The sequence below is a fragment of the Janthinobacterium sp. BCJ23 genome (assembly GCF_059617945.1).
On record NZ_JCAQAW010000002.1, the window covers coordinates 1,184,588 to 1,209,592 of the forward strand.

25 protein-coding genes, 1 pseudogene and 1 riboswitch are annotated in these 25,005 nt (G+C 63.3%); of the genes and pseudogenes, 14 read left to right on the forward strand and 12 right to left on the reverse strand.

The window, feature by feature from the left end:
- Window positions 1-63 precede the first annotated feature (63 nt).
- The gene (locus tag AC54AG_RS11385) at window positions 64-570 is read left to right on the forward strand and encodes a DUF1993 domain-containing protein (protein WP_034779265.1); all 507 of its coding nucleotides are present in this window, start codon (window positions 64-66) and stop codon (window positions 568-570) included.
- A 104-nt stretch (window positions 571-674) separates the two neighbouring features.
- Here the strand turns inward: AC54AG_RS11385 and AC54AG_RS11390 are convergent, their stop codons facing one another.
- On the reverse strand, window positions 675-869 hold the full coding sequence (locus AC54AG_RS11390) for a DUF1289 domain-containing protein (RefSeq protein WP_034749680.1): 195 nt from the start codon (window positions 867-869) through the stop codon (window positions 675-677).
- Complete coding sequence (locus AC54AG_RS11395; RefSeq protein ID WP_034749682.1) at window positions 869-1,441, reverse strand: DUF1415 domain-containing protein; 573 nt, start codon at window positions 1,439-1,441, stop codon at window positions 869-871. The genes AC54AG_RS11390 and AC54AG_RS11395 overlap by 1 nt, the downstream gene beginning before the upstream one ends.
- 327 nt (window positions 1,442-1,768) lie before the next feature.
- On the opposite strand from AC54AG_RS11395, the gene AC54AG_RS11400 reads away from it, so the two are divergent.
- The 5 genes and pseudogenes from AC54AG_RS11400 (at window position 1,769) to AC54AG_RS11420 (ending at window position 6,689) form a co-directional block, all read left to right on the forward strand.
- Window positions 1,769-3,181, forward strand: a complete 1,413-nt coding sequence (locus tag AC54AG_RS11400; protein ID WP_034749684.1) for a transglycosylase SLT domain-containing protein — start codon at window positions 1,769-1,771, stop codon at window positions 3,179-3,181.
- A gap of 102 nt (window positions 3,182-3,283) precedes the next feature.
- Window positions 3,284-4,072 (forward strand): enoyl-ACP reductase FabI, encoded by a 789-nt coding sequence (gene fabI, locus AC54AG_RS11405; RefSeq protein ID WP_456130467.1) that lies wholly within the window; start codon window positions 3,284-3,286, stop codon window positions 4,070-4,072.
- A 27-nt stretch (window positions 4,073-4,099) separates the two neighbouring features.
- Window positions 4,100-4,376: pseudogene (locus AC54AG_RS11410) on the forward strand (hypothetical protein).
- Window positions 4,377-4,381: 5 nt separating this feature from the next.
- On the forward strand, window positions 4,382-4,903 hold the full coding sequence (locus tag AC54AG_RS11415; RefSeq protein WP_496630359.1) for a helix-turn-helix transcriptional regulator: 522 nt from the start codon (window positions 4,382-4,384) through the stop codon (window positions 4,901-4,903).
- A 379-nt stretch (window positions 4,904-5,282) separates the two neighbouring features.
- Complete coding sequence (locus tag AC54AG_RS11420) at window positions 5,283-6,689, forward strand: DEAD/DEAH box helicase (RefSeq protein WP_035820280.1); 1,407 nt, start codon at window positions 5,283-5,285, stop codon at window positions 6,687-6,689.
- A gap of 87 nt (window positions 6,690-6,776) precedes the next feature.
- On the opposite strand, the gene AC54AG_RS11425 is transcribed toward AC54AG_RS11420, so the two are convergent.
- The 4 genes from AC54AG_RS11425 to AC54AG_RS11440 all read right to left on the reverse strand — a co-directional run bounded on the left by AC54AG_RS11425 (window position 6,777) and on the right by AC54AG_RS11440 (window position 8,368).
- Entirely contained in the window at window positions 6,777-7,235 is a 459-nt protein-coding gene (locus AC54AG_RS11425) for an acyl-CoA thioesterase (RefSeq protein ID WP_034750191.1), read from the reverse strand.
- An 83-nt stretch (window positions 7,236-7,318) separates the two neighbouring features.
- A complete protein-coding gene (locus AC54AG_RS11430; RefSeq protein WP_034749696.1) occupies window positions 7,319-7,687 on the reverse strand; it encodes a hypothetical protein in 369 nt (122 codons plus the stop codon).
- A gap of 129 nt (window positions 7,688-7,816) precedes the next feature.
- Window positions 7,817-7,954 carry a hypothetical protein gene (locus AC54AG_RS11435; protein ID WP_162995739.1) on the reverse strand — a complete coding sequence of 46 codons (138 nt, stop codon included), beginning with the start codon at window positions 7,952-7,954 and terminating at the stop codon, window positions 7,817-7,819.
- 240 nt (window positions 7,955-8,194) lie between these two features.
- Window positions 8,195-8,368: a hypothetical protein gene (locus AC54AG_RS11440; RefSeq protein ID WP_496630360.1), complete on the reverse strand. Its 174-nt coding sequence runs from the start codon at window positions 8,366-8,368 to the stop codon at window positions 8,195-8,197.
- Window positions 8,369-8,505: 137 nt separating this feature from the next.
- Here AC54AG_RS11440 and AC54AG_RS11445 point away from each other — a divergent pair, with 137 nt between their 5' ends.
- The 3 genes from AC54AG_RS11445 to AC54AG_RS11455 all read left to right on the forward strand — a co-directional run bounded on the left by AC54AG_RS11445 (window position 8,506) and on the right by AC54AG_RS11455 (window position 12,020).
- Entirely contained in the window at window positions 8,506-9,738 is a 1,233-nt protein-coding gene (locus AC54AG_RS11445) for a glycosyltransferase (RefSeq protein WP_496630362.1), read from the forward strand.
- A 189-nt stretch (window positions 9,739-9,927) separates the two neighbouring features.
- The gene (locus AC54AG_RS11450; RefSeq protein WP_034749700.1) at window positions 9,928-10,911 is read left to right on the forward strand and encodes an EDSAP-1 family PEP-CTERM protein; all 984 of its coding nucleotides are present in this window, start codon (window positions 9,928-9,930) and stop codon (window positions 10,909-10,911) included.
- A 110-nt stretch (window positions 10,912-11,021) separates the two neighbouring features.
- Window positions 11,022-12,020 (forward strand): EDSAP-1 family PEP-CTERM protein, encoded by a 999-nt coding sequence (locus AC54AG_RS11455; protein ID WP_496630363.1) that lies wholly within the window; start codon window positions 11,022-11,024, stop codon window positions 12,018-12,020.
- Window positions 12,021-12,054: 34 nt separating this feature from the next.
- Here the strand turns inward: AC54AG_RS11455 and AC54AG_RS11460 are convergent, their stop codons facing one another.
- The 5 genes from AC54AG_RS11460 to AC54AG_RS11480 all read right to left on the reverse strand — a co-directional run bounded on the left by AC54AG_RS11460 (window position 12,055) and on the right by AC54AG_RS11480 (window position 18,932).
- On the reverse strand, window positions 12,055-13,155 hold the full coding sequence (locus AC54AG_RS11460) for a nitroreductase family protein (RefSeq protein WP_496630364.1): 1,101 nt from the start codon (window positions 13,153-13,155) through the stop codon (window positions 12,055-12,057).
- Window positions 13,156-14,025 (reverse strand): ThiF family adenylyltransferase, encoded by an 870-nt coding sequence (locus AC54AG_RS11465; protein ID WP_034749708.1) that lies wholly within the window; start codon window positions 14,023-14,025, stop codon window positions 13,156-13,158.
- 82 nt (window positions 14,026-14,107) lie between these two features.
- The gene (locus AC54AG_RS11470; RefSeq protein WP_496630365.1) at window positions 14,108-15,682 is read right to left on the reverse strand and encodes a methyl-accepting chemotaxis protein; all 1,575 of its coding nucleotides are present in this window, start codon (window positions 15,680-15,682) and stop codon (window positions 14,108-14,110) included.
- A 122-nt stretch (window positions 15,683-15,804) separates the two neighbouring features.
- Window positions 15,805-16,002 carry a hypothetical protein gene (locus tag AC54AG_RS11475; RefSeq protein ID WP_010399555.1) on the reverse strand — a complete coding sequence of 66 codons (198 nt, stop codon included), beginning with the start codon at window positions 16,000-16,002 and terminating at the stop codon, window positions 15,805-15,807.
- A gap of 95 nt (window positions 16,003-16,097) precedes the next feature.
- Window positions 16,098-18,932, reverse strand: a complete 2,835-nt coding sequence (locus AC54AG_RS11480; protein WP_496630366.1) for a M16 family metallopeptidase — start codon at window positions 18,930-18,932, stop codon at window positions 16,098-16,100.
- A gap of 185 nt (window positions 18,933-19,117) precedes the next feature.
- Window positions 19,118-19,268: riboswitch (FMN riboswitch) on the forward strand.
- Window positions 19,269-19,363: 95 nt separating this feature from the next.
- Here AC54AG_RS11480 and ribB point away from each other — a divergent pair.
- Window positions 19,364-20,011: a 3,4-dihydroxy-2-butanone-4-phosphate synthase gene (ribB, locus tag AC54AG_RS11485; protein ID WP_046683947.1), complete on the forward strand. Its 648-nt coding sequence runs from the start codon at window positions 19,364-19,366 to the stop codon at window positions 20,009-20,011.
- A 4-nt stretch (window positions 20,012-20,015) separates the two neighbouring features.
- Here the strand turns inward: ribB and AC54AG_RS11490 are convergent, their stop codons facing one another.
- A complete protein-coding gene (locus AC54AG_RS11490) occupies window positions 20,016-21,368 on the reverse strand; it encodes an MFS transporter (RefSeq protein WP_496630367.1) in 1,353 nt (450 codons plus the stop codon).
- 115 nt (window positions 21,369-21,483) lie between these two features.
- Between AC54AG_RS11490 and AC54AG_RS11495 the strand changes: the two genes are divergently transcribed.
- From AC54AG_RS11495 to AC54AG_RS11510, 4 genes are all read left to right on the forward strand, one after another.
- A complete protein-coding gene (locus AC54AG_RS11495; protein WP_496630368.1) occupies window positions 21,484-22,359 on the forward strand; it encodes a LysR family transcriptional regulator in 876 nt (291 codons plus the stop codon).
- A 61-nt stretch (window positions 22,360-22,420) separates the two neighbouring features.
- Window positions 22,421-23,239: an MlaE family ABC transporter permease gene (locus AC54AG_RS11500; RefSeq protein ID WP_128142558.1), complete on the forward strand. Its 819-nt coding sequence runs from the start codon at window positions 22,421-22,423 to the stop codon at window positions 23,237-23,239.
- 52 nt (window positions 23,240-23,291) lie between these two features.
- A complete protein-coding gene (locus AC54AG_RS11505) occupies window positions 23,292-24,302 on the forward strand; it encodes an MlaD family protein (protein ID WP_034749726.1) in 1,011 nt (336 codons plus the stop codon).
- Complete coding sequence (locus tag AC54AG_RS11510; protein ID WP_338679237.1) at window positions 24,299-24,970, forward strand: hypothetical protein; 672 nt, start codon at window positions 24,299-24,301, stop codon at window positions 24,968-24,970. Before AC54AG_RS11505 ends, AC54AG_RS11510 begins: the two co-directional genes overlap by 4 nt.
- The last annotated feature ends 35 nt before the right edge of the window (window positions 24,971-25,005 follow it).

Consider the following 25,005-nt stretch of genomic DNA (forward strand, 5'->3'; position numbering starts at 1 on the left):
CCGGCGCCAGCAGAAAAACGCTTAGCTTGCTATCATCGCGCCACTTTACCTAGAGGAACCACCATGACCTTCTCCATCTACTCCGCTTCGATCCCCGTCTTCAAACAGATCCTGGGCAGCCTGGCCGCTATCCTGGACAAGGCGGAAACGCACGCGCAAGACAAGAAAATCGACCCGAACGCCCTGCTGCAATTCCGCTTGTTCCCGGACATGCTGCCGTTCGTGCGCCAGATCCAGATCGCCACCGACTTCGCCAAGGGCTGCGGCGCGCGCCTGGCCGGCGTGGCCGTGCCGCCGTATGAAGACAGCGAACAGAGCTTTGCTGAACTGAAAGCGCGCATCGTGAAAACCATCGCCTTCCTGGAAAGCCTGCCGCAAGCGGACATCGACGGCAGCGAAACGCGCGCCATCACCACCGGCAGCGGCGAAAAGACCAAGCACTTCACGGGCCAGACCTATCTGTTCCACTACGCGCTGCCGCACTTCTTCTTCCACGCGACGACGGCGTACGACATCCTGCGCCATAACGGTATCGAAGTCGGCAAGAAAGACTTCATCGGCAGCTATTGATCCTTAGCTGTGAAAATGGGGTCAGTTCCTTCGGAATCGGAATGCTTCCCATTGGGAAGCATTCCCCCGCCGGGTCTGACCCCAGCAGTTGCCGTTGGGTTAAATCAGGTATTCCGGCGCGGATACCCTTGCGCCAGTATCCTCACCCACACCACTTCCTTCTCCTCATCCGTCATCGACACCCAGTGGGCCACTTCCACCACGGTGCGGCCGCAGCCGCGGCAGATTTCATCGAAAGTCGTCGAGCACACGGCCACGCAGGGCGTGTCTGGACGCGGCGGCAATTCCTTGTCAGCCATCAGGATACCTTCGGCAGGCCGAGCTTTTCCCAGCCTTCGGTGCCCAGCGCTTCCAGGGTGGCGATATTCTTGTCGAAGATGTCCGACGCTTCCGGGAACGCCTCGACGGCGCGCTCGATGCTGTCTTCGCGCAGCAGGTGCAGGGTCGGGTACGGCGAGCGGTTCGTGTAGTTGCTGATATCGTCCTCGAACGTTTCGGCAAACTGGTAGTTCGGGTGGAAGCTGGCCACTTGCAGCTCGCCGGCCAGGTGCATGTCTTCCACGGCCGCATCGGCCACGTCGAGAAACTCGTTGTAGTCGAGGAAATCGTTCAGAGTGTACGGGTGGATCAGCAGGGTCGTGTCGATCTGCTCGGGATCCGTGTCGGCCAGGGTTTGCAGCTCATCCATCAGCATCGCCAGCAGATCCTCGGGATTGCTCGATTCGCACACCACATAGCGGATCTGCTTCTTGACGTGCACGGCCTTGGCAAACGGGCACAGGTTCAGGCCGATCACGGCCTTTTCCAACCAGGCAACAGTATTGGCGATGATGACGGCGTTGTCGTCGTCGTGGCGCGGCGGGGTGTTCATATACTTGACTCTCTATCAATAAAGCGGCCGGCGGCTGAATGGCCGGCCAAAGCCAAATTGTACGCACTTTTGCGCAGCCTCATACCGGACGGCCGCCAGGCTTGCGCCATGACCGTGGCCATATATGCTATAACAGCGGCCGAATCGCACATCTAGCAAATTAAATTTGCAATAATTACATTATTAGCGACTGGAAACATCGCTATTGACGCCTATGTGCTGTCATCATGCTGACATAATTCTTGACTCCGGCATGTGGATATACGTACACTCGCAGCTTAATCATGGGTCTGTCCGATGTTTCTCCGACGACAACAATGGAACACTATGCACGAAAACTCCTTTAAATCTACCGTCCTGGCGGCGTTGGCCCTGGCGCTTGCGCCCGCCCTCAGCCAGGCGTACGAAGCCGGTGTTGAGAGCGATAACGCGCCAGTCGCCGCCACCACGCCCGCCCTGATCCCGATGACCGCCCAGGTCACGGCGAAACTCCCCACCCTCGACAACCGCCTGCAAAAGACCGATCGTCTGCTGAAAAACCTCAGTGACAATTCCGATCCGCTGCGCGAAGCCGACGTCTGGGGCCGCATCCGCAGCGGCTATGCGATTCCCGACATCAACAACCAGCTGGTAGCGAATCACGTCAACTGGTACGCCACCCGCCCCGACTACATCGCCCGCACGACGGCACGCGCCTCGCGCTACATTTTCCACGTGGTGCAGGAACTGGAAAAACGCGGCATGCCGACGGAACTGGCATTACTGCCGTTCATCGAGTCCGCCTTCAACCCGCAAGCGTTCTCGAGCGCCAATGCGGCCGGCATGTGGCAATTCGTGCCCGCCACGGGACGCGATTTCAACCTCAAGCAAAACATGTTCAAGGACGAGCGCCGCGGCGTGCTGGCCTCGACCGATGCGGCCCTCACGTACCTGCAGCGCCTGTATGACATGTTTGGCGACTGGCAACTGGCCCTGGCCGCCTACAACTGGGGCGAAGGCTCGGTGCAGCGCGCCATCAAGAAAAACCAGGCGCTGGGCAAGCCGACCGACTTCGAAAGCCTGGCCGACCTGATGCCGGCCGAAACACGCAACTACGTGCCGAAATTGCAAGCGGTGAAAAACATCATCGCCAATCCGGCCCAGTTCGGCCTGACCCTGCCCGTGGTCGACAACCAGCCCTACTTCACGGCCATCGACAAAACCAGCGACATCGACATCACCGTCGCCGCCCAGCTCGCCGAACTGTCGATGGATGAATTCAAGGCCTTGAATCCGCAATTTAACCGCCCCGTCATCATCGGTGGCGAAAAGACGAAAATTCTGCTGCCGCAGGAAAACGCCGCCAAGTTCACCACCAACCTGGCGCAATGGGGCCATGCCTTGTCGAGCTGGACCACGCACAAGATCACCAATGCGCGCGAACGCATCGAAACGCTGGCGTCGAAATTCGGCACCACGGCCGACGTGCTGCGCCAGGCCAACAATATTCCCCAGCGCACGCGTTTGCGCGCCGGCTCCACCATCCTCGTGCCGAAAACCTCGGCCACGATGAACAGCGACATCACCCAGGAAATCGCCGACAGCGCCACCATGCTGCTGGAAGCGGACCGTCCTGAACGGGTCGCCAAGGCCGTGCGCCGCGTTACCAAGGGCGGCAAGGTGCAAGCGGCGCCAATTTCCCTGGTGAAACCACGCATCCAGCGCGGCGGCGGTAACAGCCGAGCCAAGGCCCGTCACTGATCGCCTGATCCGTATAGATCCACCTCACCGGCCGCCACAGCTTTGCTGTCGCGGCCGGTTGCACATCCGCTTACCCGCCCACCTACCCAGACAGGAGTCGTCATGGCTTTCTTGCAAGGCAAAAAAATCCTCATCACGGGCTTGCTGTCGAACCGCTCCATCGCCTATGGCATCGCCAAGGCTTGCCACCGCGAAGGCGCCGCCCTCGCCTTCACGTATGTGGGCGAACGCTTCAAGGAGCGCATCACGGAATTTGCGGCGGAATTCGGCAGCGAACTGGTATTCGACTGCGACGTGTCCAGCGATGAACAGATCAGCGCCGTCTTCAGCGATCTGGCGCGCCACTGGGATCAGTTGGACGGCCTGGTGCACGCCATCGGCTTCGCGCCGCGCGAGGCGATCGCCGGCGACTTCCTCGACGGCCTGTCGCGCGACAGCTTCCGCATCGCGCACGACATTTCCGCCTACAGTTTCCCCGCCATGGCCAAGGCCGCCCTGCCCCTGCTGCATCCGGGCGCGTCAGTCCTGACCCTGACCTACCTGGGCGCCGTGCGCGCCGTGCCCTACTACAACACCATGGGCCTGGCCAAGGCGTCGCTGGAAGCGTCCGTGCGCTACCTGGCCGAATCGCTGGGTCCGCGCGGCATCCGCGCCAACGGCATTTCCGCCGGCCCCATCAAGACCCTGGCCGCTTCCGGCATCAAGGATTTCAGTAAACTGCTGGGATTTGTGGCCGAACACTCCCCGCTGCGCCGCAATGTCACCATCGAAGAGGTCGGCAACACGGCCGCCTTTCTGCTGTCCGACCTGGCCTCGGGCATCACGGGCGAGATTACCTATGTCGATGGCGGCTTTTCGCAAGTGATGGCCGTCAATCCCGAAGTAGAGTGATGCGGCGACCTACATTGGAGGCATCGCATGGCGCGCTCCTCGCACCCCAGGAAAGAAATCGAAGCGGCGCTGCGTCACGCGGAAAGCCAGGGATGGCGAGTGGAAGTGGGCGGCAGCCATGCCTGGGGCAATATCTCGCCCCTACAATGACGACGGCTGCCGCTGTGGCGAATTCTGTATCGCCTGCATCTGGAGCACGCCGAAAAACCCGGGCAACCACGCGCGGGCGATCCGCCGGGTAGTCGATAATTGCACTTTCAACAAACTGATGCACGACTGCATGCAACGCAAATCCAGAGGATAGCCATCATGGATTACATCTTTACTCTCAAGTACCGCCTGCCCGACCACGAACACGACCTCGACGCGCTGGCCGAGCGCCTGGGCAGCGGCGGTTGCGACGACGCTCTGGTCGGCATCGGGCAAGCGGGACGCCTGGCGCTGGAATTCACGCGCGAGGCCAGCAATGCCAACGCAGCCTTGCTCAGCGCCCTGGCCGACGTCAAGGCCATCGTGCCCGAGGCCGTGCTGGTCGAGGCTTCGCCCGACTTCGTGGGCCTGACCGACGTGGCGCAGGTGCTGGGCCTGTCCCGGCAAAACCTGCACAAGCTGATGAGCAAATACCGCCACAGCTTCCCCGTGCCCGTGCATGAAGGCAGCGCCACCATCTGGCACCTGGACGACGTACTGGCGTGGCTGCACGCAAAGGGAACGTATCAGCTGGAACGCAGCCTGGTCGAACTGGCGCAGGTCACCCGGCAAATCAATCTGGCCAGGGAAACGCGACAGGCGCCGCCGCTGCCCGCCGACATCGTGGCCATGCTCAACTGAACGGGCGAAAACTACGTATTCCTACTGATTTCACATAGGAAACATGCGCAAAACGTGGTAGGACTTTCGTTTCTTCCCATTTAGCCCGTGCAAAACGGCGTCAAATACGGTATAGTGTCGTTGTGCGCTGCAATATGTTCCCTTGAAGCGATGGCAACACCGCAGTCATGCACTACAAACTTAGCAGCTTCGCAAGCCTTAGCGCATCCACAGGATGCCGCTTATAAAGCCCTCCCGCCTTGTGTGTCGCACCTGACACCGTCCCGGCGCAAAGCTTTTGTGCCGAAATTTCTTTCTAGTTGAGTCATTTCGTTTTGGTTGGCGTTGCTATTTTGCGTTCTGCTTTTTGCAAGAACGCTGATTTTTACGAAAGAAAAGAATGACATTTGAATCCTTAGGCCTGCATCCGTCCATCATCGCCGCTCTGACCGAATCGGGCTACACCGCGCCAACCGCGGTACAGTCGCAAGCGATTCCAGCCGCGATCGAAGGCCGTGACCTGCTGGTCTCGTCGCAGACCGGTTCGGGCAAGACCGCAGCTTTCATGCTGCCGTCGCTGCACAAACTGGCCAGCGCCGAACAAAGCGCCGCCGGCAAGACGCCGAACCAGGAAATGCAAGCATCGCGCGCCCGCGGCGAGCGTCCACGTTTCAAGGCTGCCCAGCCAAAAATGCTGGTGCTGACGCCAACGCGCGAACTGGCCCTGCAAGTGACCACCAACACCGACAAGTACAGCACCGGCATCCGCCGCATCAAGGCTGTGTCGATCCTGGGCGGCATGCCTTACCCTAAACAGATGCAATTGCTGGCCAAGAATCCTGAGATTCTGGTCGCGACCCCTGGCCGTCTGATCGACCACATGGACTCGGGCAAGATCGACTTCTCGCAACTGGAAATCCTGGTGCTGGACGAAGCCGACCGCATGCTGGACATGGGTTTCATCGACGACATCGAAAAAATCGTGGAAGCGACGCCAGAAGGCCGTCAAACCATGCTGTTCTCGGCAACCTTGGACGGCGTCGTGGGCAACATGGCCCGTCGCATCACGAAGAACCCACTGGTCATCCAAGTGGCAAGCTCGAGCAACAAGCATGAAAACATCACCCAGCGCGTCCACTTCGTCGACGATCTGTCGCACAAGAATCGCCTGCTGGACCACCTGCTGCGCGACGAATCGCTGGACCAGGCTGTTGTGTTCACCGCCACCAAGCGTGACGCCGACACCATCGCCGACCGTCTGAACATCGCCGGTTTCTCGGCTGCCGCCTTGCACGGCGACATGCATCAGGGCGCGCGTAACCGCACCCTGGACGGCATGCGCCGCGGCCAGGTCAAAGTGCTGGTTGCCACCGACGTTGCCGCCCGCGGTATCGACGTGCCAACGATCACCCACGTGTTTAACTACGATCTGCCGAAGTTCCCGGAAGACTACGTCCACCGCATCGGCCGTACCGGCCGCGCTGGCCGTAATGGCCTGGCCATCTCGCTGGTGAACCACGCTGAAGGCATGAACGTCAAGCGCATCGAACGCTTTACCAAGCAATTGATCCCGGTCAATGTCATCGAAGGTTTCGAACCGAAGAAAACGGCATCGGCACCACGTTCGAGCGCCCGTCCAGGCGGCTGGAAACCAGGCGACAACCGTGGCGGCGCGAAGCCAGGCCAACGCACGTTCAGCAAGCCAGGCGCACCACGCAAAGACGGCGCACCGAGCACCGGCGGCGGCTACAAGGGTTCCAACCCGCGCAGCACCGATGGCGCACGCCGCAGCTACGGCGACCGTTAATCACGGCGCCATGCCGCCAGCCGGCGGCATGCAATAAAAAACGGCCACCAGATCGCTCTGGTGGCCGTTTTTTCATGTCCGCTGCCTTTATTTCTTCGACACCTTCTGGCGCGACAGCTTGCGCAGCTTTGCCTGCTCGAAGCGCGCGTGCTGCTCTGGCGTCTCGAGCACCAGCGGCGGCACGGCCACCGGCTTGCGGTTGGCGTCCACGGCCACCATCGTGAAATAGCAGCTGTTGGCGTGGCGAACCAGGCGCTGCTGGATGTTTTCCGTCACCACGCGGATACCCACTTCCATCGACGTCGTGCCCGTGTAATTGATCGAGGCAAGGAACGTCACCAGCTCGCCCACGTGGATAGGCTGCAGGAACATCACCTGGTCCACCGACAAGGTCACGACATAGCTGCCCGAATAGCGGCTGGCGCAGGCGTAGGCGACGCTGTCGAGGTATTTCAGGATGGTGCCGCCGTGCACGTTGCCGGAAAAGTTGGCCATATCGGGCGTCATCAAGACCGTCATCGTCAGTTCGTGGGCCGACCAGTTCATCGCGCTGTCCAAAGTGTTCTCCAAGGGGGAAATTAAAAGTGAGGGAAGATGTGAAAACCGGCCCCAGGGGCCGGTTGTGAGCCTTAGAGGCCCAGGGTGTCGATGTCGGCCAGCGATTCGCGGCCCTTGTCGGAAATGTCGTGGCCTTCGCCTTCGGCGCGCGCCACGATGTGGGCTTTCTTGCCCAGAAAATACGCCACGTCCGTATCGAGCTTGGTCAGCGGATCGGTGGCGACAGCGCGCAAACCCATGATGCAGCGGCGCAGGAACAGCAGTTGTTGTGCTTTCTCGGTGATGGACAGACGGCCGTCGCGCGCATAGCTGAGCAGCTTCAGACCCGACAGGCGCTTGGCATTGCGGGCAACGCAAGCACTGGGGCGCTCGGTCTTGATGCCGCGTGCAACTTGCTCCAGCGCGTCATATTCATCGGTTGTTAATTTCTCGTTCTTCATTACTTTTCCATAAAAGGCCAGGTGTTCGGCCCCCATGGTACGCGCCCCGCTGCGCATCGGCAACAGGCAACGTGAATCTACCGCCGCCCGCCATGCGGCCAGGCGACGGAAACACGGGCGTGACGACCGTTATTTGTAGCTGCGCAGCAGCAGCCATGCCAGGCCGCAACCAGCCACGGCGCCCGCCAGGGCCAGCGCCACGAGGTGTTTGCTGGTGATCACAGGCCGCCGGCCCAGGTAGATTTTGTTATGCAAGGAATTGCCCACGATGGTCTCCTGTACAAGAATTTTTATGATGTCTCATTATAAGAACAGAATCGTGACGGCCGCATGACACTCAGCAGTTGGAGCTTGATTTGTATCCGCTCGGCAACATTTATGCGCATTTTTGTTGTTTAAATGGCGTGCCTCTGGCGAGGCCCGCGCCTTCCATTTCCGATTGGAAATAAACATCGCGCGCGCCTGCCCGCCGCCACCCGTGACGCGGCGCCACGGTCCGAGAACCGTTCAATGCATTTTCACGGGCGGTGGTGGCGGCGTTGGCTCCTCGACCGGCACGGGGTCGATGTGCGGCGGCGGTTCTGGCGGCGGCTTGAGGGGATCGCCTTCCGGCGGTGGCGGCATATCGGGTTCGGGCGTGCTGTGCGCACGCAGCGGGGCAAGATGGAATTGTGGCAGCATGGTGGCCTCCTTTGCCCCACTGTAGCCGATGCAGCCAAATCCTGGCGCCCGCCATTGACAGGCGGCGGGGAACTAAACGGCGTGGCGCCACTCCAACTTTGCAGGCATCCCCTCCAGCACGAGTGCAAGCGACCCCTATGGCGCGCAAGAAAATCCTCTTTATGGCCGAGGCAGTGACCCTGGCCCATGTTGGCCGTCCCCTGAGCCTGGCCCAGGGCCTGGACGAGGCAAAATACGAGGTGCATTTTGCCTGCGCCGATGGGTATGACTTTTGTTTCAAGCAAGCCCCCTTCCGCCGCTGGCGCATCGACAGTATTTCATCGCTGCAATTTCTGCAGGCACTCGCGCACGGCAAGCCCGTGTATACGGAAAGCACCTTGCACGCGTATGTGGAAGACGACTTGCGCCTGCTCAATGCCGTCCAGCCCGACCTCGTGATCGGCGACTTCCGCCTGTCGCTGTCGGTCAGCGCGCGCCTGCAGCGCATTCCCTACATTACCGTCAGCAACGCCTACTGGAGTCCCTGGGTGCGCCAGCACTACACGGTGCCCAACCTGCCCCTGACGGGCGTGCTGCCCATCTGGCTGGCCGATCCCCTGTTCCGCCTGATCCGCCCGCTGGCCTTCGCTTCGCACGCCGTGCCCCTGAACCGCGTGCGCCGCCGCCATGGCTTGCCATCGCTGGGCAGCGACCTGCGGCGCATCTATACGGATGCCGACCGCACCTTGTACGCGGATATTCCGCAACTGTTCCCGCCGCACGGCATGCCGTCCACGCACGACTACCTGGGTCCCATCATCTGGGCGCCGCCGCTCGACTTGCCGGACTGGTGGCAGCGCCCGGAACTGAGCAGCGGAAGGCCCATCATCTATGTCACCCTGGGCAGTTCAGGCCAGGGGCAATTGCTGCCGCGCGTGCTGCGCGCGCTGGCGCCCTTGCCCGTCACCGTACTGGCGGCCACGGCCGGCACCATCCGCGTCGATGCCGTGCCGCCGAACGCCTATGTCGCGCCCTTTCTGCCGGGCGATGCGGCCGCCCGGCGCGCCAGCCTGGTGATCTGCAACGGCGGCAGCCCCACCAGCCAGCAAGCGCTGACGGCAGGCGTGCCCGTCATCGGCATCGCCGGCAACCTCGACCAATTTCTCAACATGCACGGCATCGTGGGTGCCGGCGCCGGCCTGCTGCTGCGCGCCGACCGCTTCCAGGAAACCGCTCTGCGCCATGCCGCCACGCGCATGCTCGACGATGGCCGGGCCAAGCTGGCGGCGCGCCAGCTGGCCACGGCCATGCGCGACTATGTGCCAGGGCAACGCTTGCTGCCCCATATGCACGCCCTGCTGGGCTCGTTGCCACAAGGCGGACAGCCTTGAAAGGCTGGCGTCGGTTTTTTTTACAGCGCATCCGGCAAAGCCTGCACCGCGTCAACAAAAGCACGCCAAGTCATTGATTTCAAAAGAACCTCATGCGTTGGCATGGAAGTCGCTAGGTACTGGCCATGAGCACCTGCCGACAGGTCTCAGGCAAGACTTCCAGACTCACTCAACCATGAGGTGAATACAATGAAACTCTCGAAACTGAAACTGCTCCCGGCCGCAGCGGCATTGGCCATGCTGTGCGCCGCCGGTAGCGCACAGGCGGGCGCCTACGGCTATTCGTACAACAACATCTTCGGCCTGGTGATCGCCGTGCCGACGGGCCAGATCACGGTAGCCAACAGCACCACGATCTCGCGCAGCACGGCCACCCTGAATGGCGTGAGCGTCATCAATGGCGGCGCCGGCTCGCTCGATGCCCCACGCGCCAACGTCGGCCCCGTCATCAAGGGCGAAAACGACTTCACGCAACAAGGCCCGGCAGGCAACTATTCACGCGGCGATGCGCAAATCGTCAGCACGCAGTTCCCTTCGTTCCCGCCAGGCTCCACCTCCACCCAGGCAGTGAACGTGGCCGAAGCCCACCTTGACGGGCCTGCCGGCACGGCCGATGCGTCCGGGCGCAACGGCTCGACCACGGGTTTCTCGGTCGATTTCGTCGTCGGCTCGCCCACGGCAACCCTGAGCTTCGACTTCCTGGCGTCGCCCTTCATGCAGGTCTTCCTGCAAAGCACGGTCGGGCAGCTGTCCACGGCCACGGCCAACTTGGTCGTCACCTTCACCATCACGGACGCGGCCGGCGCGACGGTATTCAACTGGACGCCAGACGGCGTGATCGGCTCGGGCATCTTCGGCGGCACGGAAAACGCCGATGGCGCCAACCTGAACACCAGCCTGGCGACCAATTTCCTCACGCGCGGCAACCTGTTCACCTACGACCCTTCCGGCTGCGGCACGCCCACGGGCACCGGTGTGGGCACAGCGTGCGGCAGCAACTTCAGCTCCGTCAGCAATGCTTTGACGGCCGGCAACTACACCTTGACCTTGAATGCGGTAGAAAGCGTGGACTTGGTGAAACAGGCGGCGACACCCGAACCGGGCACCTTGGCCTTGCTGGGCCTGGGCCTGGCCGGCCTGGGCTACGCCCGCCGCCGCAAAGTTGCCGCCTGAACCAGGCAACAGGGGGGATTCACAGGCGAGGGAGTCTCCTCGCCTTTTTTTTATGCGGCAAGCCTGTCGGTTTTCCTTACAACGCAGCCGACCAGGAGATGAGGATTTTCATGACTACATTTTTATGCATTCGACTTTCAACGGCCCTGCTGGCCTTGCTGTTGCTGGCCGGCAGCGGCACTGCCAGCGCCGCCGCCTACGGCTATTCCTACACCAGCGTCTTTGGCCTGGTCATCAGCAATCCCACCGGTTCCACCACCTTGATCAGCAATATCGACCTGTCGCGCACCACCGCCACGCTCAACGGCAGCAGCGTCATCAACGGTGGCAGCAATGAGATCGACGCGCCGCAAGCGACACGCGGCGCCGTCACCAAAGGGCAAAACGATTTTACCCAGCAAGGCATGGGCAACGCCGCGTATGCGCGCGGCGAGGCGCAAATCATCACTTCGCAAATTCCCCCGTTCCCGCCGGGCTCGACCAGTACGCATACGGTGAATGCGGCGGAAACCTTCCTGACGGGCGGCGGCAGCGCCGACGCCTCGGGACGCAACGGTTCCAGCACGGCCCTGGCCATCAATTTCGTCGTCGGCCAGCCGGGCGCAACCCTGGCCTTCGACTTCCAGGCCCTGCCCTTCATGCAGCTGTACCTGGACGCGCTGGCCGGCACGGGCTCGGCGGCCACGACGAATATGGCGATGACGTTCAGCATCATCGATGACAATGGCCAGATCGTCTTCAACTGGGCGCCCGACGGCAGCCTGGGCTCCGGCATCCTGGGCGGCACCGAACTGGCCGACGCCGCCAACCTCAATACGGGCTACGCGCAAACGCCGCTCACCAGCGGCAGCGTATTCACGTACGACCCCAGCGGCTGCGGCGCGCCCACGGGCACGGGCACCGGCAAGACCTGCGGCGGGCAATATGGCGCCATCACGGACAACCTGGTGGCGGGCAACTACACCCTCGTGTTGAACATGCTGAACAGTTCCGAACTGGCCTACGTGCCAGGCGTCACCCCGGTGGCGCTGCCCGGCACCTTGCCGCTGCTGGCGGCGGGCCTGGCAGCGCTGGCGTGCCTGGCGCCACGGCGCCGGCACCGGCACTGATGCTGACGCCGTGGCGCGCACGGCGTCACGCGCGCTACTGCCCCGTTGTGGGCGCCACCAGCAAGTCTTGCAGCGGACGGCGCAAGGAGCGTGCACTGGCCGCCGGCCCCGCACCGATGCGTCCGAGGAACACGGCCCGTTCGACCGCCGCCGCCCCCAGCACGCCCTGGCATTGCACGGCCAACTCCTGCGCCATTTCCTGCATGCCATCGGTGCGCGAAAAGGTGCGCCGCTCGCGCACATAGCGGGCAAAGATCAGCGGCGTCAGTTCCGGCTGCAATTGCAGTCCCAGCTGCGTGGCCGTCAGCCAGAAGCGCTGCATGGCACGGCCGGCCGCCACGTAATCGTCGATATGGCGCGGCGGCGCATCGGCCAGCAGCGCGAAATGCGCGGCGCAATACAGGCCCGGCAGCAAGTCCATCTGCAGCCGCGGGGCAATGGTGCCGCCCAGCCAGGTATTGAAAAAATCCACGCGGCGCCAGCTGTGCATGACCCAGCGCATCAGGCGCGCCGTCATCGCATCGACGCCGAGCGCCTGCTCCGGGATGCGGTCGCTACTGAAGCGCGCGCCCCATTCGATCACGTCGCGGTGCACCTTGTGCGCTTCGGGCATGGTCAGGCGCAGCTTTGCATTGTCGAACATCAGCCGCGCGCAGGCCAGCCGCGCGCGCCCGCCCTCGAACCATTGCACGCCATAGCCGGGTGGCAAGCAGGCTGCCAGCGCCGCCTTTTCGCTGGCGCGCAGGCTGCGCGTGCTGAGCCGCCGCCGCTGCACGCTGCGCTGCGGCAGGAAGGCCGCCAGCGGATCGGGCAGCATGCCGGGGCTGTCGATCAGGTGCACATCGAAGGTGGGCAGGGTATCGGGCATGGACAGGCGCCGACGCGCTTCCATGCGCAAGCCGTGACAGCTGGCCGCCAGCGCCATGCTTTCAAGCAAGGCGCCCAGCGATAGCTGGCTGGGATGGCCGTCGAGGTCGTACACGCAGTGGCTGCGCGTATCGAAGCCATGCACGACCACGTGCCGCGGGTCCACGACTTCAAAGCGCCACGGCTGCGTGTTGTCGCCGCTGGGCGCCCAGCGCGCCTGGTCGAGGATGCTTTCCAGCACGGGATCGTTCAGCAGTGCTTGCGCCATTTATGCCCCCTGTGCGGCGCGACGCCGCTTGATGATGGCCATCGTCAGGCGCTGCAGCGGATGACGGTTGCCGCCGGGACGCCAGGTATGCACGAGCTTGTTGCGATAGGCGTCGAAATGCACGCCGTGCGGCGCCGCCATCACCTTGCCGCGTTTCAACAGAATTTTCAAGGCTTCCGTGGCGGCCGCGCCCGCGCACAGCTGGCAGCCCATGATGGTCGACGGCCCGCGCCGCTCCTTCAGGTTGATGGCGGACGGGTCGACCAGGTAGGGGCCGTGCAAGCCGGCCGGCGCCAGCCCGACGAGAAAGCGCAGCGCTTTTTCTTCTTCGGGCAAGTCGCCCCAGCCAAAATACTCTTCGAACGTCATGCCGCCCGGCATGAAGCTGAGCACGGCCGTGCCCATGCCCAGCGGCGCGGCCGTGATGGCGGGAATGCCCAGGCGGGCGCACGTGGCGAAAGTGGCCTGGCGCGCGGGAAAGGCGAAGAAATCCAGGCCGTCCACGTACAGGTCGACACCGGCAAAGAACTCGGCCAGGTTGCTGTCGTGTATGCCGTCGGGAAACTGCTTGATGTCGAGTTCGGGATTGATGTCGCGCGCCATCTGCGCCAGCACGGCCACCTTGGGCTGGCCCAGGGTGGACACCATGGCGCCGGCCTGGCGGTTGAAGTTGGCGATATCGAAGGTATCGAAATCGGCGATGTGGAAAGCGCCGATGCCCAGCCGCGCCAGGGTCAGCAAGTGCACGCCGCCGACACCACCCATGCCGGCAATGGCCACGCGCTTGCCGCGCAAGCTGTTTTGCTCCGCCTGCGTGACCCAGCCCAGGTTGCGGGCAAATGCCGCGTGATAGGAAAAACCATCTGTCATGCTCACCTCTACTATGCGTCCGCTAAGGACCAAGAAGAATTTGACAGATGGTCAGGCGATAAGTTCCCGTTCTGACGAAAACTTAGCGGGCCAGCCGGCGCTGGGCCGCCGGCGCCGGGCGCGGTGCCCCTGCCACTGCGCCCACCTTGAACACGCTGACGATCTGCGCCAGCCCGGCCGCCTGCTCGTTCATCGCCTGCGCCGCCGCCGACGCCTGCTCGACGAGGGCCGAGTTTTGCTGCGTCATGTTATCCATCTCGACGATGGCCTGGTTGATCTGCTCGATGCCGGCACTTTGCTCGGCGCTGGCCGAGGAAATCTCGGCCACGATATCGGTCACGTGCTGCACACTGGAAACGACTTTTTCCATCGTCTCGCCGGCCAGCGCCACCAGTTTTTCACCGGCACCCACTTGCTCGGCAGAACTGTCGATCAATTGCTTGATCTCCTTGGCGGCTGCGGCCGAACGCTGCGCCAGGTTGCGCACCTCGCTGGCCACGACGGCGAAGCCACGGCCCTGCTCGCCCGCGCGCGCCGCTTCCACGGCTGCGTTCAGGGCCAGGATGTTCGTCTGGAAGGCGATGCCGTCAATGACGGCGATGATGTCGCCGATCTTTTTCGACGAGGCATTGATGGCGCCCATGGTGTCGACCACCTGGCTTACCACGCCGCCCGCCTGCGTCGCCACTTGCGAGGCGGAAATGGCCAGCTGGTTCGCCTGGCGCGCATTGTCCGCATTCTGGCGCACGGTCGAGGTCATTTCTTCCATGGTCGACGCCGTTTCTTCCAGCGATCCCGCCTGCTGCTCCGTGCGCGCCGACAAGTCGTGGTTGCCCGAGGCGATCTCGCCCGACGCCGTAGAAATGGATTCCGCATCGGTGCGCACCTGGCTCACCAGATGGGCCAGGTTGTCGCGCATGGCCTTGATCGCCATCAGCAAACTCGATGTATCGCCGGGGCGCGTATCGATGTGCGTGGTCAGGTCGCCCTGGGCGATTTGCGCCACGATGGCCGCTGCATAGTCGGGTTCGCCGCCGAGCTGGGCCAGGATGCGGCGCAGCATCAGGGCCGCCAGGGCGCCCACCACCAGCATCAGCGCCCCGCCGATGGCCAGCAGCACGCCCGCCTGGGCCCAGAATTTGTGGTTGATGTCATCGATATACGTACCCGTGCCGATCAGCCAGTCCCACGGCGCAAATTTCACCACGGCATACATCTTCGCCACAGGGTCGGGCACGCCGGGACGCGTGCCGTCCGCCTGCACGAGGCCGATGCGGCTGGCAGCCAGGGCCACGCGGTAACGGTCGCCCGACTGCTTCATGTTCTTTTGCGGCACGCCGATGCGCGACGCATTCGGATGCACGTACAGCAAGTCGGTGCTGAAATCGCGTACGAAATAATACATCTCGTCCTTGGCGAAGCTGCCGATGGCCAGCTTGGCCTGCTGCTGGGCCTGCTCACGCGTGAGCTTGCCCGACTGTTCCAGCGCATAGGCCTTTTCCACGGACGCGTTGGCCAGCTCCACCAGCACCGTCAATTGCTCGACCCTTTCCGCCATCATGGTCTGGCGCAGGGAATACAGGGAGAATGAAGCGATGAGGACGATGCCCAGCAAGGTGCTGAAACACAGGAGGAGAATGCGCGAACGGAGTGTCATGGGTGCCTGGAAATAAATAGGAGAATTAATTGCCCAATGGAAATCTTTTCAGAAAAGCAAAACGGGCGGCGCTACCGGGCTGTGCCCGGCAGGCACCGCCCGCTGTAAGTTACTGTTGAAGGTCAGGCCAAGGCTTCCTTGGCCGCCTCTTCCGGCGTCAAACCGTCGTAGAACTGGTCGGTAAACCACTCGACCTGCTCTTCGATGTGGTCCTGCGCCTGCGCCACGGTGGCGCCGCCAGCCACGAGGAAGCCTTCGACCTCAATACACCAGTTGATCAACTCCAGGGTTTCCGGATCGAGCTCTTCTTTCTTAGCCATCGTATTTCCTTGCTTGTTAAATTGCGATATCACATCAATAAGCGGCAGTTTAACAGCTTCGCCACGCTGCCGCCCATGCAGATCAAACACGAGGGTTACTTGGCTGCAACGTTTTTGCGTTCCGGATACAGCACCACCTGCACATAATTGTGCATGTCCAGGTAGCGTTGCGCCGCCAGCTTGACGGCTTGCGGCGTGATGGCGCGCACGCGCTGCTCGTAGCGCAGGATGTGCGCGGGGTCGCGCCCTTGGGTCACGGAACCCGTCAACTGACTCATCCAGTAGCGGTTTTCGCGCAGCGACTTTTGCTGGCGCGTGATCCAGTTCAGCTTGACCTTTTCCAGGTCGGCCGCGGATGGCCCGTCCGTCTTCATCTTGTTGATTTCGGCAAAGGCGGCGGCGATCACCTTGTCCACGTTTTCGGGTCCCGTCGGCAAGTTCAAGGCCACCGAATAATGGCCGTACGGATGCTGGCCCATCGAGGTTTCAAAGCCGCCGCCGTAGATCATGCTCATCTTTTCACGCAGCACTTCGATGACTTTCAGGTTCAGCACTTCGCCCAGCGCCTGCAAGGTCAGCTTTTGCTCGTCCGAATACGCCACGTCGCCATTGAAGGTAATGGAAATCGTGCTCTTGGGCTCGCTGCCCATGTAAATATCCTTCTTGACGACCCCGGTCACCGGGCGCATGCCCACGTCGCGGTAGGCATGCTGCACGTCGCCCACGGGCAAGGTGCCCAGGTAGCTGGCGATCAGCGGCTTGATCTTGTCAAGCTCGAAGCTGCCCGCGAAAATGAAGGTCATGCCGCGCGCGCTGGAAAAGCGCTGGCGGAAGATGTCCAGCGAACGGTCCAGGCCCACCTTGTCGAAGTCGGCCGCGCGCGGCACGCCGTCGACGCGCGGGTTGTCGCCAAACATGGCGTGCTGGATGGCGTCGTAAAACACGGCTTCCGGCTGCGCCATGCTGTTTTTCGCCAGGTCCTGCTGCTTGCCGATGAAGGACTGGTACAGGCCAGCATCCTTGCGCACGTCGTTGAAATACAAATACACCAGTTGCAGCATGGCTTCCACGTCGGCGCTGCTGGCCGAGCCGCCAAAGCCTTCGCTCAGCTCGCCCAGCGACGCGCCCACGTTGACCGTCTTGCCGGCCAACACTTTTTGCAAGTCCAGCGGCGCCAGATCTTTCAAGCCCATGCTGCCGACCACGGCGCTGGCATAGCGGGCGTTGTAGATGTCGGCGTCGCCAAACAGCGACTGGCCGCCGAAACGCGTCGAGCCCATCAGCACCTGGTCATTCTTGAAGTCCGTCGGTTTCAGCAGCACGCGCACGCCATTGCCCAGGGTCAATTCCGTCACGCCGATGGCGCTGTTCAACTTTTCCGAGACGATGCTGCCGCCGGCCGGTGGGCCATCCATCAGCTTGCTGGCAAGGACTTTTTCCGTGCGCGGCTCGACCTTCTGCTGCTCGGCCTTCGCCACGGCGTCGAGCAATTGCTGCTGCGTCGGGACGCTGGCGCCCGCTTTCGGCTCGGCGCCCATGAAGACGACCAGTTTCTTTTGCTGGTCGGGAATCACCTTGGCCACCGTCTCGTTGATTTCCTGCAAGGTTACCTGTGGCAAGAGCTCCTGCGCGTACAGCAATTCATTGGCGATGCCGGGGATGGCTTCCTGTTCCAGGAAGTTGCGCGAATACTCGGCCACGAAACCGGCCGAATCGGATTTGTCGCGTTCGCTGTAGGCGCGCTCGTAATTGCGCAGCATGTCCTTGCGCGCGCGGTCCAGTTCATCCTGGCTGAAACCGAAGCGGCGCGCCCGCTCATCTTCCTGCACCAGCGCATCGACGGCCGGCTGCACGCCGCCCTTGCCCAGCAATGCATAGGCGCTGAACGATTCATAGCCGCGCACCAGCTTGCCCATGCTGCTGCCGCCCTGGATGAACGGGGGATTGGCCTGCTGCGTCAATTCCTGCATGCGCGCGCTGAGCATTTGCCCGTACAGGTTCTCGATCATCTGGCGGCGGTAGTCGGCGATGGTGACGGGCTCCTGCGCGGCGCGGATCGGGTAGCGGATGAAAACACTGTCGTCCGGCGCTTCCTTGTCCGTGATCACCAGCGCTTCCGTCTGCGAGCGTTGCGGCACTTCCGCATACAGGCGCGGACGCGGTTTTGCGGGATTTTTCAGCTTGCCGAAATGCTGGCGGATCAGCTTTTCAGCCTGTTTCGGCTCCACATCGCCGACCACCATCACGGCCATCAGGTCGGGACGGTACCAGTCTTTATAGAAACGCTTGATGGCTTCCGGCTTGAACGTTTTCAGCACGGATTCCTTGCCGATCGGCATGCGTTCCGCGTAGCGCGAACCGTTCAGCAGCTTCGGATACAGCACCTTGTTCATGCGGTCGCTGGCGCCCTTGCCCAGGCGCGCCTCTTCCAGCACGATGCCGCGCTCGCTGTTGATGTCGGCCGGGTTGAATTTCAAGCCATGCGCCCAGTCTTCCAGCACGAGAAAACCCTTTTCCAGGTTTTCCTTCTTGTTCGTGGGAATCGGCAGCACGTACACGGTTTCATCAAAGCTCGTGTAGGCGTTCAGGTCGGCACCGAACTTCACGCCGATCGATTGCAGATATGAAATCAGCTCATTGCGCTTGAAATGCGTGGAACCATTGAAGGCCATGTGTTCCGTGAAGTGGGCCAGGCCTTGCTGGTCGTCATCTTCCAGGATGGAACCGGCTTTCACCACCAGGCGCAATTCCACTTTCTGCGCGGGACGGGCATTTTTCTTGATGTAATAGGTCAAGCCGTTCGGCAGTTTTCCAACGGTAACTTCTGGTGCCAGCGGCAGGGGATCGCTCAAACGGATTTCCGCCTGGGCCATGCAGGCACAGGCCAACAAGACAGCGCCCGAGATCAGGCGTAATTTACTCAGCTTCATGTATTCTCAACGGTAAGATTCAGTAAGCGTACCTTACACTGAAATCCTGTTTCCGCCATTAAAAACAGCTTAGGGAAAACTGCTTTCCCCAGGCAACTTTGCCGAATAACAAACTCAGCAGTACCCTGCCCCTTTTTTTCAATTGTGCTAAAGTATTGCCGCCGGTCATGTGGACCGGCACAACAATACGTCTTCGGGGCGGGGTGCGATTCCCCACCGGCGGTAAGACCGGCAACGGTCAAGCCCGCGAGCGCCTGTCAAACTTCGTTTGGCAGGGTCAGCAGATCTGGTGTGACTCCAGAGCCGACGGTATAGTCCGGATGAAAGAAGATGTGCAGTAAACGCGATGTCCGCTCGACCTGTCGATGCGGCCGGCTGCGTCTATTCGCTTGCCCTGCAGCGTTTTTCGCCTATGCGAGGAGCGTTTCACCATGTTAGTCAACAGCTATACCCTGCTTTCCAACGACCTCGAAGGTCGCATCCAGTCCGCCCTGGCCGCCATGCGCGCCGGCATCCCCGTCATCCTGCTCGACGATTTCGACCGTGAAAACGAAGCCGACCTGATCCTGTCTGCCGAAAAACTCACGCACGAAACCATGGCCCTCTTGATCCGCGAATGCAGCGGCATCGTCTGCCTGTGCCTGCCGACGGACGTCGTCAGCGCGCTGGAATTGCCCCCCATGTCGTCCGACAACGGCAGCCGCTACGGTACGCCGTTTACCGTCTCCATCGAGGCGCGCGACGGCGTCACGACGGGCGTGTCGGCCGCCGACAGGGTCACCACCATCCGCGCCGCCATCGCGCCGAACGCCAAGCCCGCCGACCTGGTGCGCCCCGGCCACGTCTTCCCCTTGCGCGCCGCGCCCGGTGGCGTGCTCGAGCGCCGTGGCCACACGGAAGGCTCCGTCGACCTGTCGCGCATGGCGGGCCTGAACCCGGCCGCCGTGCTGTGCGAGCTGATGAATCCGGACGGCACCATGATGCGCGGCGACGATATCGAACGCTTCGCCGAACTGCATGGCATGCCGATCCTCACCATCGAAGAACTGGTGGAGTGGCGCAGCACGCGCGAGCAATAAACTGTCAGACGGCGACGGCCTTCGGCAGATGCACGTGCCGGTAGACGAGGCCCGCCGCCAACCCATACGCGACGGCAATCGTCGCGTAGGCCAGCGGCAAGCGCAGCGACCAATCCTGCACCATGTGCAGGATGCTGCCGATCAGGGCCACGCCCACGAGCGCGCCGATTTGCCGGTTCGCATTCAGGGCCGCCGCCGCGCTGTTCGCATGCTGCTTGCCGGCCACCCGCATCACGGTGGCCGTCATGGCGGGAATGACGATGCCAATGGCCACGTTCATGACGGCCGTGCCCAGCGCCAGCAGCGCAAACGGCGTGCCCGGACGCAAGCTCATCAGCAACAAGGCCATGACGGCGCCCACCAGCAAGCCGGCCAGCATGGACAAGCGCGTGCCATGGCGGGCCGCAATACTTCCTGCCATGAAATTTCCTACCGTATAGGCCGCCATCATGGGCAGCAGGCACAAGCCCGACTGCAAGGCATCGGCGCCGCCCGACTGCTGCAGGAACAGGCTCAATAAGAACAGCTGGCCGAAGACACAGAAATTGATCAAAAAACCCACGCCATTGGCCGCGCCAAAGCTGCTGCTATGAAACAGTGCGCGTGGCAACAGCGGATGGCTGCCGCTGCGCTCGCGCCGCAGCAATTGCCCGGCCGACAGCACCGTCAATGCCACCGCCGCCAGCACGCCGGGCGACAGCCAGCCCAGCACGGGCCCTTCGATCAGCACGAAACTGAGGCCCGCCAGCGCCGCCACGCCCAGCGCATGACTGAACAGCGACAGATCGCGCGGCTGACGCGCCGGTGCCGCCAGCAGCAATTGCGCCATGACGATGGCCAGCACGCCCAGCGGCACGTTGACCCAGAACACGCTGCGCCAGCCGAACTGGTGCACGAGGATACCGCCGATCAATGGACCGGACGCACCGGCCACACCCACCAGCGCCGACCAGGCGCCCAACATGCGCGTGCGCTCGCGCTCGTCGTCAAAGCTGTGCGTCAGCAGGCTGAGCGAACTGGGCATGAACAGGGCCGCGCCCGCGCCCTGCAGCAGGCGCGCCGCCGTCAAGAAATGCCCGTCGGGCGCGGCGCCGCACAAAATCGAGCCGAGCAGGAAAACGCCGAGGCCGCCCTGGTACACGGCTTTCGGTCCGTAGCGGTCGGCCAGCGCGCCGCCGGCCAGCAGCAGCGCGGCAAACGTCAGGGTATAGCCGTCGACCACCCAGACCAGGCCCGTCAGCGGTATGGCCAGGTCCAGCGCGATATCGGACAGGGCCACGTTGACGGCCGTGACGTCGATCATCGCCATGACGAAGCCAAAGGCCAGGGTCAGCAGGAGCGGTATGGGGGCAGACATAATATTCCTTGCAGTGACAGCGGGGCAGCCATTATGCGAGCGTTGCGTGATGCAGTAAACAGGCATAAAATCGGCACCTTGATGCAAAAATGCATCACCAATCACAAGGAAACGGATGGACTGGGATAACGCGCGCATCTTTCTCGCCATCGGCCGGGCCGGCACCTTGCGCGGCGCGGCAGCCCTGCTGCGCATCGACCAGGCCACGTGCGGGCGCCGCCTGGCCGCGCTGGAAAGCTCGCTGGGCGCCACCCTGTTCCTGCGCACGCCGTCGGGCTACGTGCCCACGCCGGCCGGCGAGCTGGCGCTCACGGCCGCCGAAGCGATGGAGCGGGCGGCCGACAAGCTGCAGCGCGAGATGCAGGGCGTCGACAACCGTTTAAGCGGCCTGGTGCGCGTGGCCACCACGGACACCATGGCCAGCCATTTCGTCATCCGCGCCATGCAGCAGCTGCACGCGGCCCACCCGGACATCCGCATCGTGCTCAATGTGGCGCCGGCGCTGGCCAGCCTGACGCGGCGCGAAGCGGACCTGGCCGTGCGCGGCGTGCGCCCCACCGATCCGGACCTGATCTCGCGCCACCTCGTCAAGCGCAGCCTGGGCCTGTATGCGTCGAAAAGCTACCTGGCCGAACGGGGCGAGCCCGTGCGCGGCACGGCGCTGGCCGGCCACGACATCGTCATCTACCACCATTCCGTGACGCCGCGCCATGGCGAGAAAATCGCCGGCGAATCCGTCGCCAACGCCCGGGTCGCCATGGAAGTGAACTCGGCGGCGATGCTGCAGGAAGCCACGCGCGCGGGCCTGGGCGTGGCCGAGCTGGCCACCCACCTGGGCGACATCGACCCGCAGCTCGTGCGCATCTGGCCCGAGCGGGCGGAAGCGTATGACGTGTGGCTGGTCATGCATGCGGACCTGAACCGTTCTGCCCGCGTGCGGGCGGCGGCCGAGGCGATTATCCACAGCGTCGCCAGCGTGGCCGGTCAATAAAGGGCCTGCCGTGCACGGCTGCACAATCGCTTGTATCGAACGCATCCAATGTTAAGATGCCATGATGACCCTATCCGTCTCCCTCATCATCAGCCTGCGCCGCCTGCACCGGGCCACCATGGCCTGGCTGGTCAGCTGGTGGCGCATGCTGCATTTCGCCATCCTCGTGTTTTCGCTGGCCCTGTCGCCATCGAGCTATAACCGCGACAACCGCCCCATCCTCGCGCACCGACTCGTGACGAACACGGCGCCCAATCTCGTGTGGTTCAGCGTCGCCTGCGCGCTCGTCAGCCTGGTGCTGATACGCATCGTCGTCGTCAGCGCGCAAAGCTACGGCCTGTCGCGCTATGCGCTGGAAATGGTCGTGCGCGTGCTGGTGCTGGAATTGATACCGCTGACGGCCGCCCTGTTCGTCGCACTGCGCCTGACCCTGCCCGACGGCATTGCGTTCGCACAAATGCGCTCGTCCGGCATGCTTGAGAAAATGCAGCGCCAGGGCGTCGACCTGCTGCGCCGCGAATACTTTCCGCGCGTCATGTCCGGCATCTTCGCCGTGTGGATGCTGGCCATCGTCAGCTGCGTCACGTCGCTGATCCTCGCCTACATCACCATCTACGGCTTTACGCCGTGGGCGCTGCAGGGCTACACGCGCGTCGTGGGGCAGATATTCAATCCGGCCGTGGCGCTGATCCTGATGCTCAAAGTCATCTTTTTCAGCTTTGCCGTCGCCCTGATCCCGCTGGCCTCGTCGTACTATCCGGAAGAACCGCACGGCCGGCGCAACCGCCTGTGGGCCGCGCACGGCCTGTCCGAAATGCTGCGCCTGTTTTCCGTCATCCTGCTGGTCGAAGTGGCTTCGCTGATGGGCAATTACTACTGATGCCCGCCACCGCCCAGCTAACCTTGAACCACCCATACCAGAGCCAGAAGCCATGAGCCAACCTCAAAATCCCGACCAGACCGACGTCACGGCGCCCGACGCTGTGCTGCCCGCTCCGCCGCCCGTGCGCCACGCCGAACTGAAGGCGGCCATCCTGCTCGTCTTCATGTTCGTGCTGGTGGTCGGCTCCGTCGTCTACCTGATGTATGCGCGCGGCGCCTTCGAAGCCACCCAGACCCTGGTGCTGACGGCCGACGATTCGGACGGCGTCGGCGTGGGCGCCGACCTGACCTTTTCCGGCTTTCCCATCGGCCGCGTGCAGCGCATCGAGCTGGCGCCGGACGGCCGCGCGCGCGTCATCATCGACGTGCCGCGCAAAGACGCGCACTGGCTGCGCACCAGCTCCATCTTCACCCTGGAGCGGGGCATCGTCGGCGGCGCCAAGCTGCGCGCCTACAGCGGCATCCTGACGGACCCGCCGCTGCCCGACGACGCCACGCGCGACTTGCTGGTGGGCGACATGGCGGCGGAAATCCCCCGCCTGCTGGCCGCCGCCAAGGACTTGCTGAACAACCTGGGCAACCTGACGGGCACCGATTCCGCACTCGACGGCACCATGCGCAACGTGCAGGCCGTCACCGGCAAGCTCAGCGGTCCGGGCGGCGCCATGGGCTTGCTGACGGGCGACGACAAGCAGTCGCGCCTGTTGATCGAACGGGCCAATGCCCTGCTGATCACGGCGGACCAGCTGGCGCGCCGCACGGATGGCCTGGTGGCCAATGCCGACACGCGCGTCTTCGGCGACAAGGGCGTGATGACGGATGCGCAGGCGACCATCGTGCAGCTGAACGCCCTGCTGGCCGACACGCGCAACAGCCTGAAAAAAGTCGACGCCGTGCTGGTCGAAGCGCAAGCCGTGGGCGCCAACGCCAAGGCGGCCACCGCCGACCTGGGCCCGCTGCGCGCCGACGTGGAAAGCAATCTGCGCAAGGTCGAGCAGCTGGTCAATGAAATCAACCGCAAATGGCCGTTCAAGCGCAATCCGGAGATCAAACTGCCATGAGAAAACTCAACGCCACCTTGTCCGCACTGGCCCTGACCACGCTCGCCGCCTGCTCCAGCGGCCCGCCCGTGCCGGACTGGAAAATGAATGCGCAAAGTTCCGTCGAACGGTTTCAAGCGGCATATTTGAATGGCAACGCCCTGGTCGAGCAGACGGAATTCCGGCGCGCCCGCAGCCAGGTCGCCGGCACGGGCAAGCTCGAACTCGTGGCGCGCATCGAACTGCTGCGCTGCGCCGCGCGCGTGGCCAGCCTGGCCTTCGAGGACTGCGCCGGCTTTGACGCCCTGCAGGCCGACGCGACAGACGCCGACCGCGCGTATGCGGCCTACCTCGCAGGCAAGGCGCAGGCGGCCGACGCCGCCCTGCTGCCGGAAGCGCAGCGGGCGGCCGCCAGCGCCAGCTCGGATACGGCCGCCGCCAGCGCCGTGGCCGCCATCAAGGACCCGCTGTCGCAGCTGGTGGCGGCCGGCGTGCTGCTGCGCTCGGGCCGCGCCACGCCGGAGCTGCTCGATACGGCCGTGGCCACCGCCTCGGACCAGGGCTGGCGCCGTCCGCTGCTGGCCTGGCTGGGCGTGCAGCGCCTGCGCGCCGAACAGGCGGGCGATACGCAAGCGGCGCAGCAGATCGCGCGGCGCATGGCGATCGTCGAGCAGCCGCTGGCCCCTTGAGCGCGCCGATGACGGCCCAAGGCAGGCAGAATCAG

What these genes read in the sequence shown, in the direction of transcription:
- AC54AG_RS11475 (WP_010399555.1), bottom strand. Translation starts at nt 16,002, where the DNA reads ATGGCTAAGAAAGAAGAGCTCGATCCGGAAACCCTGGAGTTGATCAAC.
- AC54AG_RS11430 (WP_034749696.1), bottom strand. Translation starts at nt 7,687, where the DNA reads ATGAAGAACGAGAAATTAACAACCGATGAATATGACGCGCTGGAGCAA.
- AC54AG_RS11470 (WP_496630365.1), bottom strand. Translation starts at nt 15,682, where the DNA reads ATGACACTCCGTTCGCGCATTCTCCTCCTGTGTTTCAGCACCTTGCTG.
- AC54AG_RS11420 (WP_035820280.1), top strand. Translation starts at nt 5,283, where the DNA reads ATGACATTTGAATCCTTAGGCCTGCATCCGTCCATCATCGCCGCTCTG.
- AC54AG_RS11460 (WP_496630364.1), bottom strand. Translation starts at nt 13,155, where the DNA reads ATGGCGCAAGCACTGCTGAACGATCCCGTGCTGGAAAGCATCCTCGAC.
- AC54AG_RS11510 (WP_338679237.1), top strand. Translation starts at nt 24,299, where the DNA reads ATGAGAAAACTCAACGCCACCTTGTCCGCACTGGCCCTGACCACGCTC.
- AC54AG_RS11415 (WP_496630359.1), top strand. Translation starts at nt 4,382, where the DNA reads ATGGATTACATCTTTACTCTCAAGTACCGCCTGCCCGACCACGAACAC.
- AC54AG_RS11390 (WP_034749680.1), bottom strand. Translation starts at nt 869, where the DNA reads ATGGCTGACAAGGAATTGCCGCCGCGTCCAGACACGCCCTGCGTGGCC.
- AC54AG_RS11400 (WP_034749684.1), top strand. Translation starts at nt 1,769, where the DNA reads ATGCACGAAAACTCCTTTAAATCTACCGTCCTGGCGGCGTTGGCCCTG.
- AC54AG_RS11455 (WP_496630363.1), top strand. Translation starts at nt 11,022, where the DNA reads ATGACTACATTTTTATGCATTCGACTTTCAACGGCCCTGCTGGCCTTG.
- AC54AG_RS11505 (WP_034749726.1), top strand. Translation starts at nt 23,292, where the DNA reads ATGAGCCAACCTCAAAATCCCGACCAGACCGACGTCACGGCGCCCGAC.
- AC54AG_RS11425 (WP_034750191.1), bottom strand. Translation starts at nt 7,235, where the DNA reads ATGAACTGGTCGGCCCACGAACTGACGATGACGGTCTTGATGACGCCC.
- AC54AG_RS11450 (WP_034749700.1), top strand. Translation starts at nt 9,928, where the DNA reads ATGAAACTCTCGAAACTGAAACTGCTCCCGGCCGCAGCGGCATTGGCC.
- AC54AG_RS11395 (WP_034749682.1), bottom strand. Translation starts at nt 1,441, where the DNA reads ATGAACACCCCGCCGCGCCACGACGACGACAACGCCGTCATCATCGCC.
- AC54AG_RS11490 (WP_496630367.1), bottom strand. Translation starts at nt 21,368, where the DNA reads ATGTCTGCCCCCATACCGCTCCTGCTGACCCTGGCCTTTGGCTTCGTC.
- AC54AG_RS11440 (WP_496630360.1), bottom strand. Translation starts at nt 8,368, where the DNA reads ATGCTGCCACAATTCCATCTTGCCCCGCTGCGTGCGCACAGCACGCCC.
- AC54AG_RS11495 (WP_496630368.1), top strand. Translation starts at nt 21,484, where the DNA reads ATGGACTGGGATAACGCGCGCATCTTTCTCGCCATCGGCCGGGCCGGC.
- AC54AG_RS11445 (WP_496630362.1), top strand. Translation starts at nt 8,506, where the DNA reads ATGGCGCGCAAGAAAATCCTCTTTATGGCCGAGGCAGTGACCCTGGCC.
- fabI (WP_456130467.1), top strand. Translation starts at nt 3,284, where the DNA reads ATGGCTTTCTTGCAAGGCAAAAAAATCCTCATCACGGGCTTGCTGTCG.
- AC54AG_RS11500 (WP_128142558.1), top strand. Translation starts at nt 22,421, where the DNA reads ATGATGACCCTATCCGTCTCCCTCATCATCAGCCTGCGCCGCCTGCAC.
- AC54AG_RS11480 (WP_496630366.1), bottom strand. Translation starts at nt 18,932, where the DNA reads ATGAAGCTGAGTAAATTACGCCTGATCTCGGGCGCTGTCTTGTTGGCC.
- ribB (WP_046683947.1), top strand. Translation starts at nt 19,364, where the DNA reads ATGTTAGTCAACAGCTATACCCTGCTTTCCAACGACCTCGAAGGTCGC.
- AC54AG_RS11385 (WP_034779265.1), top strand. Translation starts at nt 64, where the DNA reads ATGACCTTCTCCATCTACTCCGCTTCGATCCCCGTCTTCAAACAGATC.
- AC54AG_RS11465 (WP_034749708.1), bottom strand. Translation starts at nt 14,025, where the DNA reads ATGACAGATGGTTTTTCCTATCACGCGGCATTTGCCCGCAACCTGGGC.